This window comes from Granulicella sp. WH15, assembly GCF_009914315.1.
GTDB lineage: Bacteria > Acidobacteriota > Terriglobia > Terriglobales > Acidobacteriaceae > Edaphobacter.
Genome location: NZ_CP042596.1, coordinates 731,177 through 745,182, shown reverse-complemented (window position 1 = coordinate 745,182; position 14,006 = coordinate 731,177). Strand labels below are relative to the sequence as shown.

The window sequence follows — 14,006 nt, the reverse complement described above, 5'->3', positions numbered from 1 at the left end:
AGCCGATAAGATGGACTCGATCAAGTTGTCGCGGAGAGAACGATGAGTGAGTTGGTGACGTTGGCGGAGATTCGGGCGGCTCAGGCGCGGATCGCTGGGGTGGCGGTAAAGACGCCACTGGTGCGGCTGGATGTGCCGGGGCTGGACTTCGAGCTGTGGGTAAAGTGCGAGTCCGCCCAGCCCATCGGGAGCTTCAAGCTGCGCGGCGCGTACAACATGGTGGCGCAGCTTCCGGCCGACGCGCTGGGGCGCGGGGTCATCACCTACTCCAGCGGAAACCACGCGCAGGGTGTGGCCTACGCGGCGCGGGCGCTGGGAGCGAAAGGAGTCATCGTGATGCCGGACAACGCGCCGGAGGTGAAGATCGAGGCCACGCGGGCGCTGGGGGCGGAGGTGGTCTTCGTCGGTCCGGCCAGCTCGGCGCGCAAGGAGAAGGCCGAGGAGCTGGCGGAGAAGTTCGGCTATACGATCATCCCCCCGTACGACCATCCGCACATCATCGCCGGACAAGCCACCTGCGGGCTGGAGATCGTGGAGGAGATGCCCGACGCCGGGCTGGTCATCTCGCCGGTAAGCGGCGGCGGGCTGCTGAGCGGCGTGGCCACGGCGGTGCGTCTGGCCAGCATGGAGCGGGGCACCAACACCCGCGTCTGGGGGGCCGAGCCGGAGCTGGCCGCCGACGCCAAGGAGAGCTTCGACACTAAGACACTGGTGGAGTGGCCCGCGGCGAAGACCACCCGCACCATCAGCGACGGGCTACGCACGCAGTCACTGGGCAAGAGGAACTTCGAGCACATTCTGCGCTATGTGGACGGGATTGTGACCGTGTCGGAGGATGAGATTCTGGAGGCGATGCGGGTGATGCTGCGCCACTCCGACCTGGTGCCGGAGCCGAGCGGCGCGGCTACCACGGCAGCGGCGCTCTTCCACGCCAAGGAGCTGCCTCAGGTGGAGAAGGTCGTCGTGGTGCTGAGCGGGCGGAACGTGGAGCCGGTGCTGCTGGAGAAGCTCCGCGAAGAGGTTGCGACTGGGTAAGAGAAGGACAAAGCAAACGGGGAAAAAGGGATAAAAAGGATCAAGACGGATTAAAACAAAAGCAACATCAAGAGGGATTTGGTCGTGGCCAAGGGTCAATCACTTGCTTTTGCTTGATCCGTTTTAAGTTTTAATCTGTTTTTGCATGACCTGTCTCGGCTTGTTTTGATCCGTTTTGCTTTGTTTTTGCTTGATCCGTCTTGATCCTTTTTATCCCTTTTTCCCCGTTTGCTTTGTTCTTGCATTTGCTTATTTTGTTCTTCGATACCGGAAGGCGAGGATGATGCGAGTCTGGATTGCGGTTGCGTGGGTCTGCCTGCCTTGTGCGCTCGTGGCGCAGAAGAAGCCGAAGAACGGGGAGCCGGATAATCGCTCGGGGTACGACCGCTCGGCGCGGGCCACGCTGCTGCACGACGCCATCGTCTACGTCGGCGCGGACGATGCTGCGCAGAAGGTCTCCGAGGTGACGCCCGGCCACGAGGTCGTGGTGATCCAGCGCAGCGGCCCGTGGATCAAGGTCTTCGCCAACTCGGACACACCGGACCAGCCGGAGGATCGACCCGAGTTTGCGGAGGAGCAGGTGCAGTCGCCGGAGTCGGGCTGGATCAAGGACAAGGGTGTCGTGGACGCGCATACCGAGGGTGGCGACGCCATTCTCTTCGGAACGGCAGCGAACCTCGAGGAGGAGGCCAGCGAGCCTCACGCTCCGAAGGACGCCGCGAGTGCCGCTCATCTGCTGTATCGGCGGGTGTGGGAGTACTTTCCGGATTCGCCCCTGGCATCCGAGGCGGCCTTTCGCTCGGCCGATATCCGCTGGCAGCTCGAGAAGCGGGACGTGAGCACGCTGCCCTCGGCCAAGGAGCAGGAATCCTACCTGCGGCCTCAGCTCTACGAGGGCGAGATGAAGCGGGTGATGAAGATGTATCCGGGGTCGAAGCAGGCGATGCTGGCGGCGTACGACCTGATCGACAACAAGCTGTGCGGCGACTGGCAGGGGCTGCCCAAGTGTCCCGAGATGGAGGCCGTGCTGTACCTGAAGTACGCCGACCAGTTCCCGGAGTCGCCGCGCGCCGCCGAGGCGATGTACCACGCGATCTATCGCAAGGGCGTGCTGGTCTCGATGTACAACTTCGACGAAGACAAGAAGCGGGCCGACGACGCAGCCAAGCAGGTACAGGCGCTGGCGGCGGAGATGAAGGACCGATTCGGCAAGACGGACTACGCGGCCCGCGCGCAGAGCATCGCCTATAAAGTACGTCAGGGCATCCCGATCTTCGGCAGCGACCGGGACTGATAACTAGACACTTACCCCTTCACGGAATCTTGAGAATTCACAGCTAGAATGGCTGCATGACTCTTCTCAAAGTGATCCTCCTCGCGATTGTGCAGGGGCTGGCGGAGCTGCTGCCGGTCTCCAGCTCGGCGCACGTGATTGTGGCTGAAAAACTGATGGGCCTCGACCCGTCTTCCCCGGCGATGACGCTGCTGCTGGTGATGCTGCACACGGGCACGATGTTCGCGGTGATCGTGTACTTCTGGAAGCAGTGGGTGAAGACGTACTTCGCCTCGGCCGACGCCTTCAAGCGGTTCGCGATCCGGGTCATCTGGGCGACGATCCTGACCGGCGTCATCGGCGAGGTTATCAAGAAGATCATCGAGAAAACGCTCTTTCACGGCGCTCCCAAGGCCGAACTGGAACAGCTCTTCGGGCGGCTGGACCTGATCGCTCCGGCGCTGGCGGCGGCGGGCGTCATCATCCTGATCGCCGGGCTGCGTGAGCGGAACCAGAAGGCTGCGGCCTCGTCGTCCACCTCCCTGCTCTCGACGGCGGGCACCAGCGTCACCATGAAGCAGGCGGGCTGGATGGGCGCGGTGCAGGGGCTGGCGCTTCCCTTCCGTGGCTTCTCGCGGTCAGGCTCGACGATCTCGGCGGGAATGTTGGTGGGCGCGAAGAAGGGACCTGCGGAGACCTTCAGCTTTGCGCTGGCGGTGGTGCTTACACCGGCTGTGGTGGGGATGGAGGCGCTGCGGCTGCTGAAGGCTTCGCACGAAGCGGCGGCTACCGGCGCGGCGATTGACCTGAAGGCGAGCCTGGTTTCGAGCCTGTTGGGAATGGTGTTCTCGTTCCTGGCCGGGCTGGTAGCGCTCAAGTGGCTCAGCTCGTGGCTGGAGACGGGCAAGTGGTGGCTCTTCGGGATTTACTGCCTGGTGGCCTCGGGTGTGGTGTATTACCTGTTCACCGCAGGCTATTAGCACTTCGTGCCGTCCCTGGGGCGGCATAGGCGGGTGATCTTCTGAGGTCCTCCCGTTGGCCGGAAGCGAGTATTCTTCGTTTTCGACCAACGGGAGGATTTTGCATTTCAACGTGCTTATTTCGTCTCGTCGCGATGAAGCTTCACGTAACCGTGCGAGGTCTGGATGTGGGCGAACTGCTCGGTCAGCAACTGACGCAGAGGCAACGGCAGCTCCTGCTCGAGCGCCTCGGTGTAGGTCTTCTTGGCCACGTCCTCGCCCTGCTCGGCTGTAGCCAGCAGCTCATGGTCGGAGGAGCCGAAGACCTTGCCCTTCAGATCGCCCCACGCCCGATGGAGAGTGCCGGAGACGGTGCCCGTCTCGTGGACATCCTTGACGCCGTGGCGATGCAGCTCGTTTTCCAGCTCGGCACGGAAGCGGGCACGTTTGAGGCTCTCGGCCAAGAAGTAGCGCTTCAGGGTCTCATCCTTCAGGTGCTCGCCGATATCGGCAAAGCCCTTCTGGCTGTCCTGGAGAACGTTGATGACTGACTTCACGGTGGATTCAAGCGTGCTGTTTTTAACTGCATCGGTCGACATGATGGGTACCCTTGGCTACTACGGATTTGCCAGATCGGGGCGGGTTCGCCGGCTGGGCGCGATTCTCCTGCGCCGGCGGCAAGCGGAAGAAATCGCGAAAACCCCGCGCCCCGCAACCCGTGTTCTGGAGACCGGATCGCATACGCCGCGGTCCGGCTTGCACTGCACAAGGTAGATGCCCGGCGGGGGCAAGGGTTTGCATCCTGATTCCGCAGCTTGCGTAGATCCCCGAAACAATCGGGGCTCTGCTGTAATTGAGACTGGCACCGCTGTCGGCATCCGCCGAGGGCTCTGTCGCGCTTTTCGGGCTTGTTTCAGGATTGGAAGGACTCCCCCATGAAGACCATGCAGACCGTTCGATTCGTCTCCACACCGACCCGCTACCGACGCGTGAACGAGATCCTGGGCATGATCGTGCTGGTGGCCGCCGGGCTGCTGCTGCTGGCGCTGGTCAGCTACACGCCTACCGATCCCTCGTTCAACACCGTGGGCGGCTACGCGACGGGACGGCCTGCGCACAACTGGACCGGCATCGCCGGGGCCTATCTGGCCGACATTCTGCTCCAGATCATCGGAATCGCGGCGTTCTTCCTGCCTCTGCTGCTGGGGCGCGTGGGTATCTGCTGGATGCGGTCGGTCGCGGCGGGCTCGGGCGTGGCCAAGGCCATCGGGATGCTTCTGTGGGTGCTCTTTGCTCCCGCCGCCATCGCGCTGCTGCCGGGACACATGCTGCTGCACAAAGCCCTGCCGATCGAGGGCATGGTGGGCCGGATGGTGGCCGACGGGATGGTGCACTTCCTGAACCTGCCGGGAGCCTGCATCGTCGTGGCCCTGATGGTGGCTCTGTCGCTGTACCTGGCGACGACCTTTACCTTCAATACGGCGCAGGAGTGGACCTCGACGCGCTTCGCCTTTGTGGGCGTGCTGCGCGAGCGGTGGATGGCCTTCCGGAACCGGAAGAGCGAGGCGGCGATCCCCGGCTTCGGCGACGAGGACGAAGAAGAGTACGGCAGCAAGCGGGCCAAGCAGCTCGAAGCAACCAGGAAAGAGCGCGAGAAGACCGAGCGCGAGGCCGCGAAGGAGGCGGCGCGGGCGGCGGGCGCGAACAACACCCTGCTGGGAAGCCTCTTCGGCTGGTGGAGCCGTCGTCGCAAGGGCGAGGTGGCCGCCACGGCGGAGGATGAGGCGACGGTGGAGGCTCCGGCGCAGAGCGTCTGGAACGCCATGCCGCGGCTGATGGTCGATGCGGCCCCGGTGACGGCGCTGGGCACGGCGGCTGCAGCGGCGGCTCCGTATGCGGACGCGCTGGCGGCTGCGGCCGCTCCCCTGCCCCCGCAGATCGACGAGATCAGCTACGAGTACGATGGGCGCGAGTTCGGCGAGCCGGTGGTGGAGGAAGAACCGTTCGGATTTGTGAGCAAGCCGCAGGCGACGGCATGGCCGGAGCCGCAGCGGGTTGCGCCTGAACGGGTTGCTCCCGAGAGGATTGTTCCCGAGAGAGTTGCCCCGCCGGTTCAGGCTCCGGCGTATCAGGCTCCCGCGCCCCAGGCCGAGGCGATCTCGTTCGGACGGCGGGCCGACACCGATATCAAGCCCGTGGCCATGACGGCGAAGTCCGTGCGCGGCTACAAGCTGCCGCCCTCGTCGCTTTTGTACAAGAGCGGCGAAGAGGCCATCGTGCGCGAGGAGGCTCTGCGCGAAGAGGCCAAGGTGCTGGTGGAGAAGTGCGGCGAGTTCGGCGTGGACGGGCAGGTGACCCAGATCAACCCCGGCCCGGTGGTGACGACCTTCGAGTTCCGGCCTGATGCGGGCGTGAAATACTCGCGCGTGACCGGGCTGGCCGATGACCTGTGCCTCGCGATGGCCGCCGAGTCCATCCTGATCGAGCGCATGGCGGGTAAGTCCACCGTCGGCATCCAGGTGCCGAACCACGACCGCGAGACGATCTGGCTGCGCGACGTGGTCGAGTGCGAGAGCTTCGCGCAGTCGAAGAGCAAGCTGGCCATCGCGCTGGGAAAGGACATCAACGGACGCATCGTGACCGCTGATCTGGCCAGTATGCCGCACGTACTGATCGCCGGTTCTACCGGTTCGGGTAAGTCAGTCGCGATCAACGCCATGATCATGTCGGTGCTCTTCAAGAGCACGCCTGAGCAGGTGAGGATGATCCTGGTCGACCCGAAGAGGGTCGAGCTGGGCATGTACGAGGGGATTCCCCACCTCTTCACCCCGATCATCACCGAGGCCAAGCTGGCCGCCAATGCGCTGCGTAACGCGGTGAGGGAGATGGAGCGGCGGCTGAAGCTGCTGGCCGCCAATCACGTCCGCAACATCGACCAGTTCAACAAGCTCTTCGATAGCGGCTCGGAGTACCTGTTCGAGGACGTGAACCAGGAGCCGCTGCCCTACATCATCATCATCATCGACGAGTTGGCTGACCTGATGATGCTGGACCGGTCGAACGTGGAAGAGTCTATTACGCGACTGGCCCAGATGGCCCGCGCGGTGGGCATCCACCTGATTCTGGCGACGCAGCGGCCCTCGGTGGACGTGATTACCGGACTCATCAAGGCCAATGTGCCCACGCGTATGAGCTTCCGGCTGGCGACCAAGGTGGACTCGCGGACGATCATCGACTCGAACGGTGCGGAGAGCCTGCTGGGCAGAGGCGACATGCTGTACCTACCGCCGGGGACGAGCCGTTTGCAGCGGGTTCATGCTCCGTTTGTGACCGAGAAGGAGATCTCGGCGGTGACCGAGTTCTGGCGCGCGCAGGGGCAGGCGGAGTACGTCGAAGGCTTCCTCGAAGGGCCGAAGGACGAGAAGGATAAGGGCGGAGACGGCGAGTCGGATGGGAATGACGACGACCCGATGTACGACGATGCGGTGCGGCTGGTCTTCGAGTTTGGCAAGGCGAGTACTTCCCTGTTGCAGCGTCGGCTGCGCGTGGGTTATGGACGGGCGGCGCACCTGATCGACCTGATGGAGAAGGATGGGCTGGTGGGTCCGGCGGACGGGAGCAAGCCGCGGGAGATCTTGAAGTCGCCGAATTACTTCAGCGAAGTAGACGCGGCTCTGCGGTAGGCGCTTGACGTCTTTACGCGAAGCGTCCAAAGACCGCACGAAGAGCTAGAACAGTTTTCCGGTGGACTTCCTCGAGGACGTCTCCTGGAGCAGCTTGCGCAGCTCCGGGGCCGTCAGGGGTTTGCTGTAGAGCCAACCCTGGCCCGCGATGCCGGGCAGCGTCCTGCGGAAGTACTCGGACTGCTCCGGAGTCTCGATGCCCTCGACGACCACCTGAAGCTCCAGCAGGCGCGCCATCTCGAGGATCTGCAGCACGACCGAAGAGGTAACCGACCTGCTCCCGTCCGCCTGAGCCCCGACCAGGTGGGTGAACGTCCGGTCGATCTTGATGGCGTCCGCCGAGAGCTGGTGCAGGTAGGCCAGGCTGGAGTAGCCGGTGCCGAAGTCGTCGATATACAGGTAGTAGCCCGCCTGCTTCAGCCGCGCGATGGCCCCGGACGACAGCCCGTGGTCAGCGGTAGACCGCTCCGTCAGCTCCAGGCCGATGAGCGAGTGGTGGATCTGGGCCGTGTCCATGCAGAGGTTCAGCTCCTCGAGCAGCGACGGGTTCTGGAGATCCTGCGCGGTGATGTTGAGCGAGATGCGGAGACGGCCCTGGGCAAGCAGGTCGCTCAGCTCCTCGACGACCCGGTGCATCACCAGGCGGGTGATCCCCGTGACAAACCCCTTGGACTCGGCCAGCGCGATGAAGACCTCGGGGCCGATCTCCTCGCCGTCCTCGTCGACCCAGCGGACGAGCGCCTCGGCCCCAGTGACAACTTCGGTAGCCAGGTCCACGATGGGCTGGTAGACCAGCGTAAGGCAGCCGTGGCGGATGGCCCGGCGAAGCTGCGACTCCATGGAGCGGCAGCGGATATCGAGCGTGATGACCGAAAGCGCGAAGAGCGCGCCCAGAATCGCGCCGCCAAGCGTCCGCAGGACCACGCGCGAACGGGTGCGGGCCTCGTACTCCCGGCAGCGCTCGTAGACAACGGTACAGATCGTCGAGGTGGGGGTGCAGAGCGGCTGATAGAAGACGTGGTCGCGCACGAGGAAGCGGCTGGCGGCGATCTCCGCCACCGAGAGCGGGACCGGCTCGCCCGAGACCCGGACCATGCGGCCGGTCGGCTGGTCGTAGAGAAAGCCGGTGGCGTGGTGCGGTGCGGGGTCGAGCACCTCCGTCAGGGTCTCCGGGTTGAGCACGACGAAGACGCCGCCCTGCTCGATCATGAAGCCGTGGGATGCGGGTGAGGCCATCAGGTTGGCCGCAGGCCAGACCTGCGCTCCCCGGACGGTGAAGCTGGGAGCGCCGGGGTCCACCGGCTGGGCCAGCCGCCCCACACCCGCCGCGCAGAGGAGCCTGCCCTCGTGCATACGGCCCACGTCTCGGATGTGCAGCGAGCTGAAGACCAGGTCGCGCATAAAGGCGATGTCGCTGTCGGAGCAGGCGGGCGGAGGGTTCTGGGTCAGGTGGTCGAGGCTCTGGCGGATCTCCATGCCGAGCAGGTTGCCCTGGTCGAGCAGGCGATGGGAGCCGCGAGCCAGCGCGGCCCGTTCGGAGTGCAGCCCTATCAGGCGCGAGAGGGTGAAGGCCAGAAACGCGCCCAGCAGGGTGGCGGAGAAAAACAGGAGGATACGCGCCAGGGGTGTTCGGCTCAACATCAGCACAGGCCTTCGGCTCATGACCAAACATCCTCGCTGCGCAATGTTACCTCACCACTCCTTCGATCCATTTTCAATGAGGTAGCGCCTTTTAACGAAGCTCTTTTACCGGGGCAGGCGTCGCGCAGCACGAAAGGCGACGCCGCTGAGTACACCGATGACGGCGAGAAGAACGATCCAGAGCAGCTCGGGATGACGCTCGGTGAAGGGGCGGGTGTCGGCTCGGGGGGTGAAGGCCGGGTTGACCTGCTCAGGTGCGAGGCGGGCTGTGCGGATGGCGGCAGAGGGCGTGAAGAGGCGAGCGTAGTCGTACACAGGGGCATGGAGGTCGGGGTCGCCGTAGAAGAGCACGGGTTGGGCGGTAGCGCGGGAGGGCGAGCCGGGATCGAAGCAGAGCTGGCGCTGGCGCATCTCGAGATGGACAGCGGCAAGGGGGAGGGGGTGGTCGTCGCCATCGTCGATGGCGACCTGGACAGTGGCGTCCGATTGCAGGTTGGCCCCGAGCGTGGCTGGGACGGTGAGGAGCTGCTCGCGGACGGGGTGGCCTGCGGCGTCGAGGTGGACGCGGCTGATCTCGCCGGAGACCACCTCGTGGGCGGGGTTAGGAGATTTGTCGGCGTAGGCGGTGATCTGGACCGGGCGGCTGAAGTTGGCTTTGAACTCGGGCGGAAGGCGGAAGGCGACGCGCTCCACGGGGACGCGGGCGGGAATGTGCAGCTCGGCGATGGTCTTGCGGTCGCGGTGCGTAAAAGAAGTTACCTCGGCGACCGGAGTGTAGAGGGTCTGGGCCTCGCGGCTGGGCGGAACCGAGGCTCCGGTGACGATGCTTGGCGCGAAGCTCTGGGCGGGGGTGCCGGGCGCGGGGGTGAGGGTCAGCTCGACATGCAGGCGGGGGAAGGTGGACTCCGCGAGGGCCAGCGTGGTGCTGCGGGAGAGGTGCTGGGCGGTCAGGTCGAAGAGGGTGAACTCGCCGAGCTGGGTGCCGGAGGGGGTGGAGACTTTGGCGGTGGCGAGGAAGTCCTTGGCGGCCAGGCCGAGGTCCACGCTGGTGTAGGAGCGGGCGGGCATCTGGAGGTCGAAGACGATGTGACCGGAGCGAGAGCCGAGGTTCTGGACGGTGGCGGGGTCGTCCGTGGGCGTGGCGGCCTCGGACATCGTGAGGGCGTAAGGCTCCTCCGCGGCCCCGTTGTAGAGGCGCAGGTCGGCGAGCGAGCCGGAGGCGTGGGCGAAGAGGTCGGCTCCGAGGACGGTGCAGGCCTGCGGCGCGGCTCCGGGGGCGACGATGACCGGGCGCTGGTAGCGGAAGTGGAGCTGCTCGGGCGGCGGGGCAGCGGCGAAGAGGAAGAGCAGGAGTGCAAGGAAGCTCATGGCTGCGCCTCCTCTGCGTGGGTCGGCTGGGGGGCTTCGCGCAGGCCGAGCAGGTTCTTCTGGTAGGCGAAGCTGACGGCCAGCAGCAAGGCTCCAAGGCCGAGGAAGCTGGCGACCCGATAGCCCTGCGAGAGACCGGAGACGTCGTAGAGGAAGACCTTGGCGATGGTGAAGACGATCAGCGCCAGCGCCTGCCAGCGAAGGAAGGCGGAGCGCCGCCAGAAGCCGATCGCCAGCAAGGCCGCGCCGTATCCGGCCAGAAAGAAGGAGATGGAGAGATCGGACTTGAGTGCCCGCTCCAGGCCGGTGGTGGTGTGCCAGAAGGTGACAATCTCGGTGACGCCGGACTGGAGCGCGGCGAGGTTCAGGGCGAGCGTTCCGGCGATGGCGGTGCGGGTCCAGAAGGGTTCGGGAGCGGCCGTGCGGGCGATGAAGACGCAGAACGCGAAGGCGGCTATCCCCACGAGCGAGGTGGCGAAGCGATCATTGAAAAAAGCCGTGGGGACTTGTCCGAAGAGCCAGAAGGGCAAACTGACGAGGCCGCAGAAGCCCAGCGCCAGCGCCGCCAGGGCCAGCAGGCGCAGGGCTTGGTAAGTAAGCTGAGCGGCGGAGGCCAGGCGGCTGGCCGACCAGAGCAAGGCCGTGCCCTCTACCAGCCAGCCGATGGTGATCCAGCGGCCGCTGGCCTTGAGCGGGATCGCGATGGTGAGGAAGGCGATGGCCAGCGAGAGGTGGACGGCAGCGGCGGCGGCTGTCTTGTGCAGGCGCATCAGGCCCAGGTAGGTGGCGGCGAGCAGGACGGCAGCCCAGGGCAGCAGGGCATGGTGGCCGCTGCCGTCGAGCACCGCGTAGGCCGCCAGGGCCGTAAAGAGGGCGTTGGCCAGCGGGAGCGCGATCTCCAGGATGACGGGGGAGTGGCGCGCGAGGTTGGGTTTGGACGTGATGGAGGCGGCGGCAAAGAGCGCGAAGAAGAGGCCCAGAAAGATGAGGGTGGTGGGGAGCTGGTCCTGCGCGGCGGTTACAGTGGGCGAGAAGAACTGGATGTACCAGCCGGTGAAGTAGACCACGGTGGCGGCGAAGGCCGGGACCAGCAGGCGCGGCCAGGGCTTGAGGCGGACGAGCGCGACTGTGGCCAAGTCCGTGGCGGCGAGATAGGCGAAGAGGAATAGCTCGTTGTTACCGCCGGTAGAGAGCAGTACCGGCGTGGCGAAGGCTCCGATGAGCGCATAGGCGGCGAGCAGCTCGGCGTCCTGAGCCCACGCCATCCACGCGTTCCACGCGGTGACCAGCAGCATGGCCGCGAGCGCGACCGGAGCGGGCAGCAGGTGGTAGAGCTGGAAGGCCGCCCAGAGCGAGAGATAGAGCGCTCCGGAGCCGACGGCCTTGAGGGTGTAGGAGAATGCGGAAAAGCCGGTGCGGCGGAAGCGCTCGGACCAGAGGATGAGAGCCGCTCCGGCCAGAAGGCCGATGAGCACGCGGCCGGTCTGGCCGATCCACTGGTTGTCGATGGCCCACTTGAGGAACCAGGTGGTGCCGACCAGCAACGCGATGATGCCGACGCGGCTGAAGACCTGGGAGCCGAGGCGGTTTTCGAGGGACTGCTTCGGGGGAGGCGGCGGCAGCTCGAGCGGCGGAGCGGGCGCGGCGACAGGCTTTATGGGCAGGCTGGCGCTGGGCCGGAGGCTCACGGGCTGCTGGCGAAGCTCGGCTAGCTGGCGCTCCAGCGATTCGACGCGGGCGGTGAGATCGGCGAGAACGGAAGCCTCCGAAGGGGCTTCCGGCTGGCTGGGCTGCTCCGGTTGTGGATGCTGCGGGGCCATCGCCCTACTGTAACGCGTTGGGATTATTTTTTGCTGCTATGTTTGGCTGTACCGGATGGAACAGACTCCGCATATGCCGGAGTGGGAAAGGGTTATGGCGAAGCGGCTGATGATTGTGGATGACGATGCGGTGAGCCGGGAGGTGCTGTGCCTGTTGGCCGAGGAGGCCGGATTTCAGGCTACAGCCGCCGAATCGGGCGATGCGGCGTTGACGATACTGGCCGAAGGATCGCCTGCGGAGATCATCCTGACCGATCTGCGGATGCCGGGGACCAGCGGCGCTGCCCTGGCTTCGGCCCTGCGTGAGGTCTGCGCGACGGGAACCCGGATCATCGCCATGAGCGCGAGCGGCGATGGCGGAGGCGAGGTCTTCGATGGCTTTCTGCGGAAGCCGTTTGCGATGGAGGAGCTGTCCGCGCTGCTCGACGGCAAAGCGCAGGTGCTGAACGAGAGCACCCTGCGGAGCCTGACGGAAGCGATGGGCGTAGAGCAGCGCCGGGCGATGTATGCGATGTGTCTTGAAGATGCTAAAAAGCGCGTGGCGCGGATGCGGCAATCAGCCGAGGCAGACGACCATGCGGCCTATGTCCGCGAGGCTCACGCGCTGAAGGGCGGATGCGGGCTGGTGGGCGCGACCGAGCTGCACAAGCTGGCGGCGGCTATGGAGGGCATGGAGGAGAATGTCGACCGGGATGTCCGGCTGCGGGCGCTCGACGGATTCCTTGCAGCCTGCGGCAGGCTTCAGCGTATGCTGGACGCTCAGGAATAATGTACTTCTGCTGTACCTGCAGGTTCTCCCCGGATTCAATACAGGAGCGATATAACGCATGAATCCTACTGTTGGCAGCGTCTCGGCGCTTAGCACCCCGGCGACGGCCACGGCTCATACGATACGGATCGTCGTCGCGGACGATCACCCTGTGGTGCGCTTCGGTGTAAAAAACATGCTGCTGAGCGAGCCTGGCTTCGCCGTGGTCGGCGAGGCCGAGGACGGCGACGTCGCCATCACGCAGACGCTGGAGCTGGAGCCGGATATCCTGCTGCTCGACCTGATGATGCCGCGCCTGCCGGGGCTGGAGGCCATGCGGGCCATCATGGCGCGGTCGCCACGAGTGAAGATACTGCTGCTGACGAGCACGATCTCGACCCAGCAGGTCATCGAGGCGTTGCAGATCGGCGCACGCGGCATTCTGCTGAAGGACTCGGTGGCCGGGGATCTGGCGAACGCGCTGCGGGCGGTGGTGGGCGGAGATTACTGGATCGGCGGCGAGCGAGTGGCGAACCTGCTGAAGGCGCTGGCCGAGCTGACCCAGAGGGCCGCCGCGGCGACCGAGCGGAAGACCTACGGGCTGACACCCCGCGAGCTGGAGGTGGTGCGGTGCATCGTGGAGGGGTGCAGCAACAAGGACATCGCTAAGCAGTTCGGCATCAGCGAGGAGACGGTGAAGCGGCACCTGTCGAACATCTTCGACAAGACCGGCGTCTCGACGCGGCTGGAGCTGGCGCTGTTCTCCATCGCGCACAAACTGGTGGAGATGGATTAGGGATTAAGAGCCGCCAGAGCCTGTGCGACCGTGGCTTCCAGCGCGGGGAGTTGATCGTGGATCGCATCCCAGATGATGCCGTCGTCGATGCTGTGGTAGGCATGCCGCAGTACATTGCCCAGATCGCGAATCGCCCTCCAGTCCGGCCCCGGACACAGCAACTCGGCGTCGTCCCCAAGCCTGCGGGCTGCTTCGGTCATGATCTGGAGCTGACGCTCCACGGCGGACTTGGTCTTGATATCGAGCCGATACTCCTCCAGGCTGAGATCAGCTGCGAAGCTGCGTATGAGGGCGATGCTGTCGAGAATGTCCTGAAAGTGTGTGCGGGGATCTCTAAAAGGCAATAATCGCCTCCCGCAGGGCACGCTGGCGGATAGGCTCGCGCATCATCGCGGTGAAGGTCAAGTCGACCTCGGTGCCGAGCAGGGTGTTGACCTGGTGCTGCAGGCCGCCGAGGGTGAAGAGCGTGACCTTCATCGCGGGATCGAGGTCGGCCATCAGGTCGATATCCGAGTGCTCGTTGGCCTCGTCGCGGGCTATCGAGCCGAAAAGGCGCAGGTGAGCTACCCCGGCGGCCTTCAACTCGGGGGCGTGAATGCGCAGAATCTCGAGAACGGTATTCTTGTCCATAATCCAGCCCGACGCTTTCATTTTCGCCCTCTTCTGGCGCGGGAACAAGAGCT

General features: G+C 65.1%; 12 protein-coding genes. 6 read left to right on the top strand and 6 right to left on the bottom strand.

The features are described 5' to 3' along the window. Positions 1-42 precede the first annotated feature (42 nt). The 3 genes from FTO74_RS03350 (at position 43) to FTO74_RS03340 (ending at position 3,288) form a co-directional block, all read left to right on the top strand. Positions 43-1,035 carry a threonine/serine dehydratase gene (locus FTO74_RS03350; protein WP_162536872.1) on the top strand — a complete coding sequence of 331 codons (993 nt, stop codon included), beginning with the start codon at positions 43-45 and terminating at the stop codon, positions 1,033-1,035. A 280-nt stretch (positions 1,036-1,315) separates the two neighbouring features. Beyond that, entirely contained in the window at positions 1,316-2,329 is a 1,014-nt protein-coding gene (locus FTO74_RS03345; protein ID WP_255462472.1) for a hypothetical protein, read from the top strand. Positions 2,330-2,385: 56 nt separating this feature from the next. Then, the gene (locus FTO74_RS03340) at positions 2,386-3,288 is read left to right on the top strand and encodes an undecaprenyl-diphosphate phosphatase (RefSeq protein WP_162536871.1); all 903 of its coding nucleotides are present in this window, start codon (positions 2,386-2,388) and stop codon (positions 3,286-3,288) included. 116 nt (positions 3,289-3,404) lie between these two features. Here FTO74_RS03340 and FTO74_RS03335 read toward each other — a convergent pair whose 3' ends face one another. After that, on the bottom strand, positions 3,405-3,866 hold the full coding sequence (locus FTO74_RS03335) for a PA2169 family four-helix-bundle protein (protein WP_162536870.1): 462 nt from the start codon (positions 3,864-3,866) through the stop codon (positions 3,405-3,407). 345 nt (positions 3,867-4,211) lie between these two features. On the opposite strand from FTO74_RS03335, the gene FTO74_RS03330 reads away from it, so the two are divergent. Beyond that, positions 4,212-6,950 (top strand): DNA translocase FtsK, encoded by a 2,739-nt coding sequence (locus FTO74_RS03330; RefSeq protein WP_162539666.1) that lies wholly within the window; start codon positions 4,212-4,214, stop codon positions 6,948-6,950. A gap of 45 nt (positions 6,951-6,995) precedes the next feature. Here the strand turns inward: FTO74_RS03330 and FTO74_RS03325 are convergent, their stop codons facing one another. The 3 genes from FTO74_RS03325 to FTO74_RS03315 form a co-directional block, all read right to left on the bottom strand. Further along, the gene (locus FTO74_RS03325) at positions 6,996-8,612 is read right to left on the bottom strand and encodes an EAL domain-containing protein (RefSeq protein WP_162536869.1); all 1,617 of its coding nucleotides are present in this window, start codon (positions 8,610-8,612) and stop codon (positions 6,996-6,998) included. Between the two features lie 84 nt (positions 8,613-8,696). Next, positions 8,697-9,959, bottom strand: a complete 1,263-nt coding sequence (locus FTO74_RS03320; protein WP_162536868.1) for a hypothetical protein — start codon at positions 9,957-9,959, stop codon at positions 8,697-8,699. Further along, positions 9,956-11,779, bottom strand: a complete 1,824-nt coding sequence (locus tag FTO74_RS03315; protein WP_162536867.1) for a DUF2339 domain-containing protein — start codon at positions 11,777-11,779, stop codon at positions 9,956-9,958. Before FTO74_RS03315 ends, FTO74_RS03320 begins: the two co-directional genes overlap by 4 nt. Before the next feature lie 94 nt (positions 11,780-11,873). Here FTO74_RS03315 and FTO74_RS03310 point away from each other — a divergent pair, with 94 nt between their 5' ends. Together FTO74_RS03310 and FTO74_RS03305 are read left to right on the top strand one after the other, a co-directional pair. Continuing rightward, entirely contained in the window at positions 11,874-12,548 is a 675-nt protein-coding gene (locus FTO74_RS03310; protein ID WP_162536866.1) for a response regulator, read from the top strand. A 58-nt stretch (positions 12,549-12,606) separates the two neighbouring features. Further along, positions 12,607-13,323 (top strand): response regulator transcription factor, encoded by a 717-nt coding sequence (locus tag FTO74_RS03305; RefSeq protein WP_162536865.1) that lies wholly within the window; start codon positions 12,607-12,609, stop codon positions 13,321-13,323. Here the strand turns inward: FTO74_RS03305 and FTO74_RS03300 are convergent. Together FTO74_RS03300 and FTO74_RS03295 are read right to left on the bottom strand one after the other, a co-directional pair. Then, positions 13,320-13,667: a HepT-like ribonuclease domain-containing protein gene (locus tag FTO74_RS03300; protein WP_162536864.1), complete on the bottom strand. Its 348-nt coding sequence runs from the start codon at positions 13,665-13,667 to the stop codon at positions 13,320-13,322. The two genes, FTO74_RS03305 and FTO74_RS03300, sit on opposite strands and share 4 nt — an antisense overlap. Next, positions 13,657-13,974: a nucleotidyltransferase domain-containing protein gene (locus FTO74_RS03295; protein ID WP_162536863.1), complete on the bottom strand. Its 318-nt coding sequence runs from the start codon at positions 13,972-13,974 to the stop codon at positions 13,657-13,659. Before FTO74_RS03295 ends, FTO74_RS03300 begins: the two co-directional genes overlap by 11 nt. Positions 13,975-14,006 lie beyond the last annotated feature (32 nt).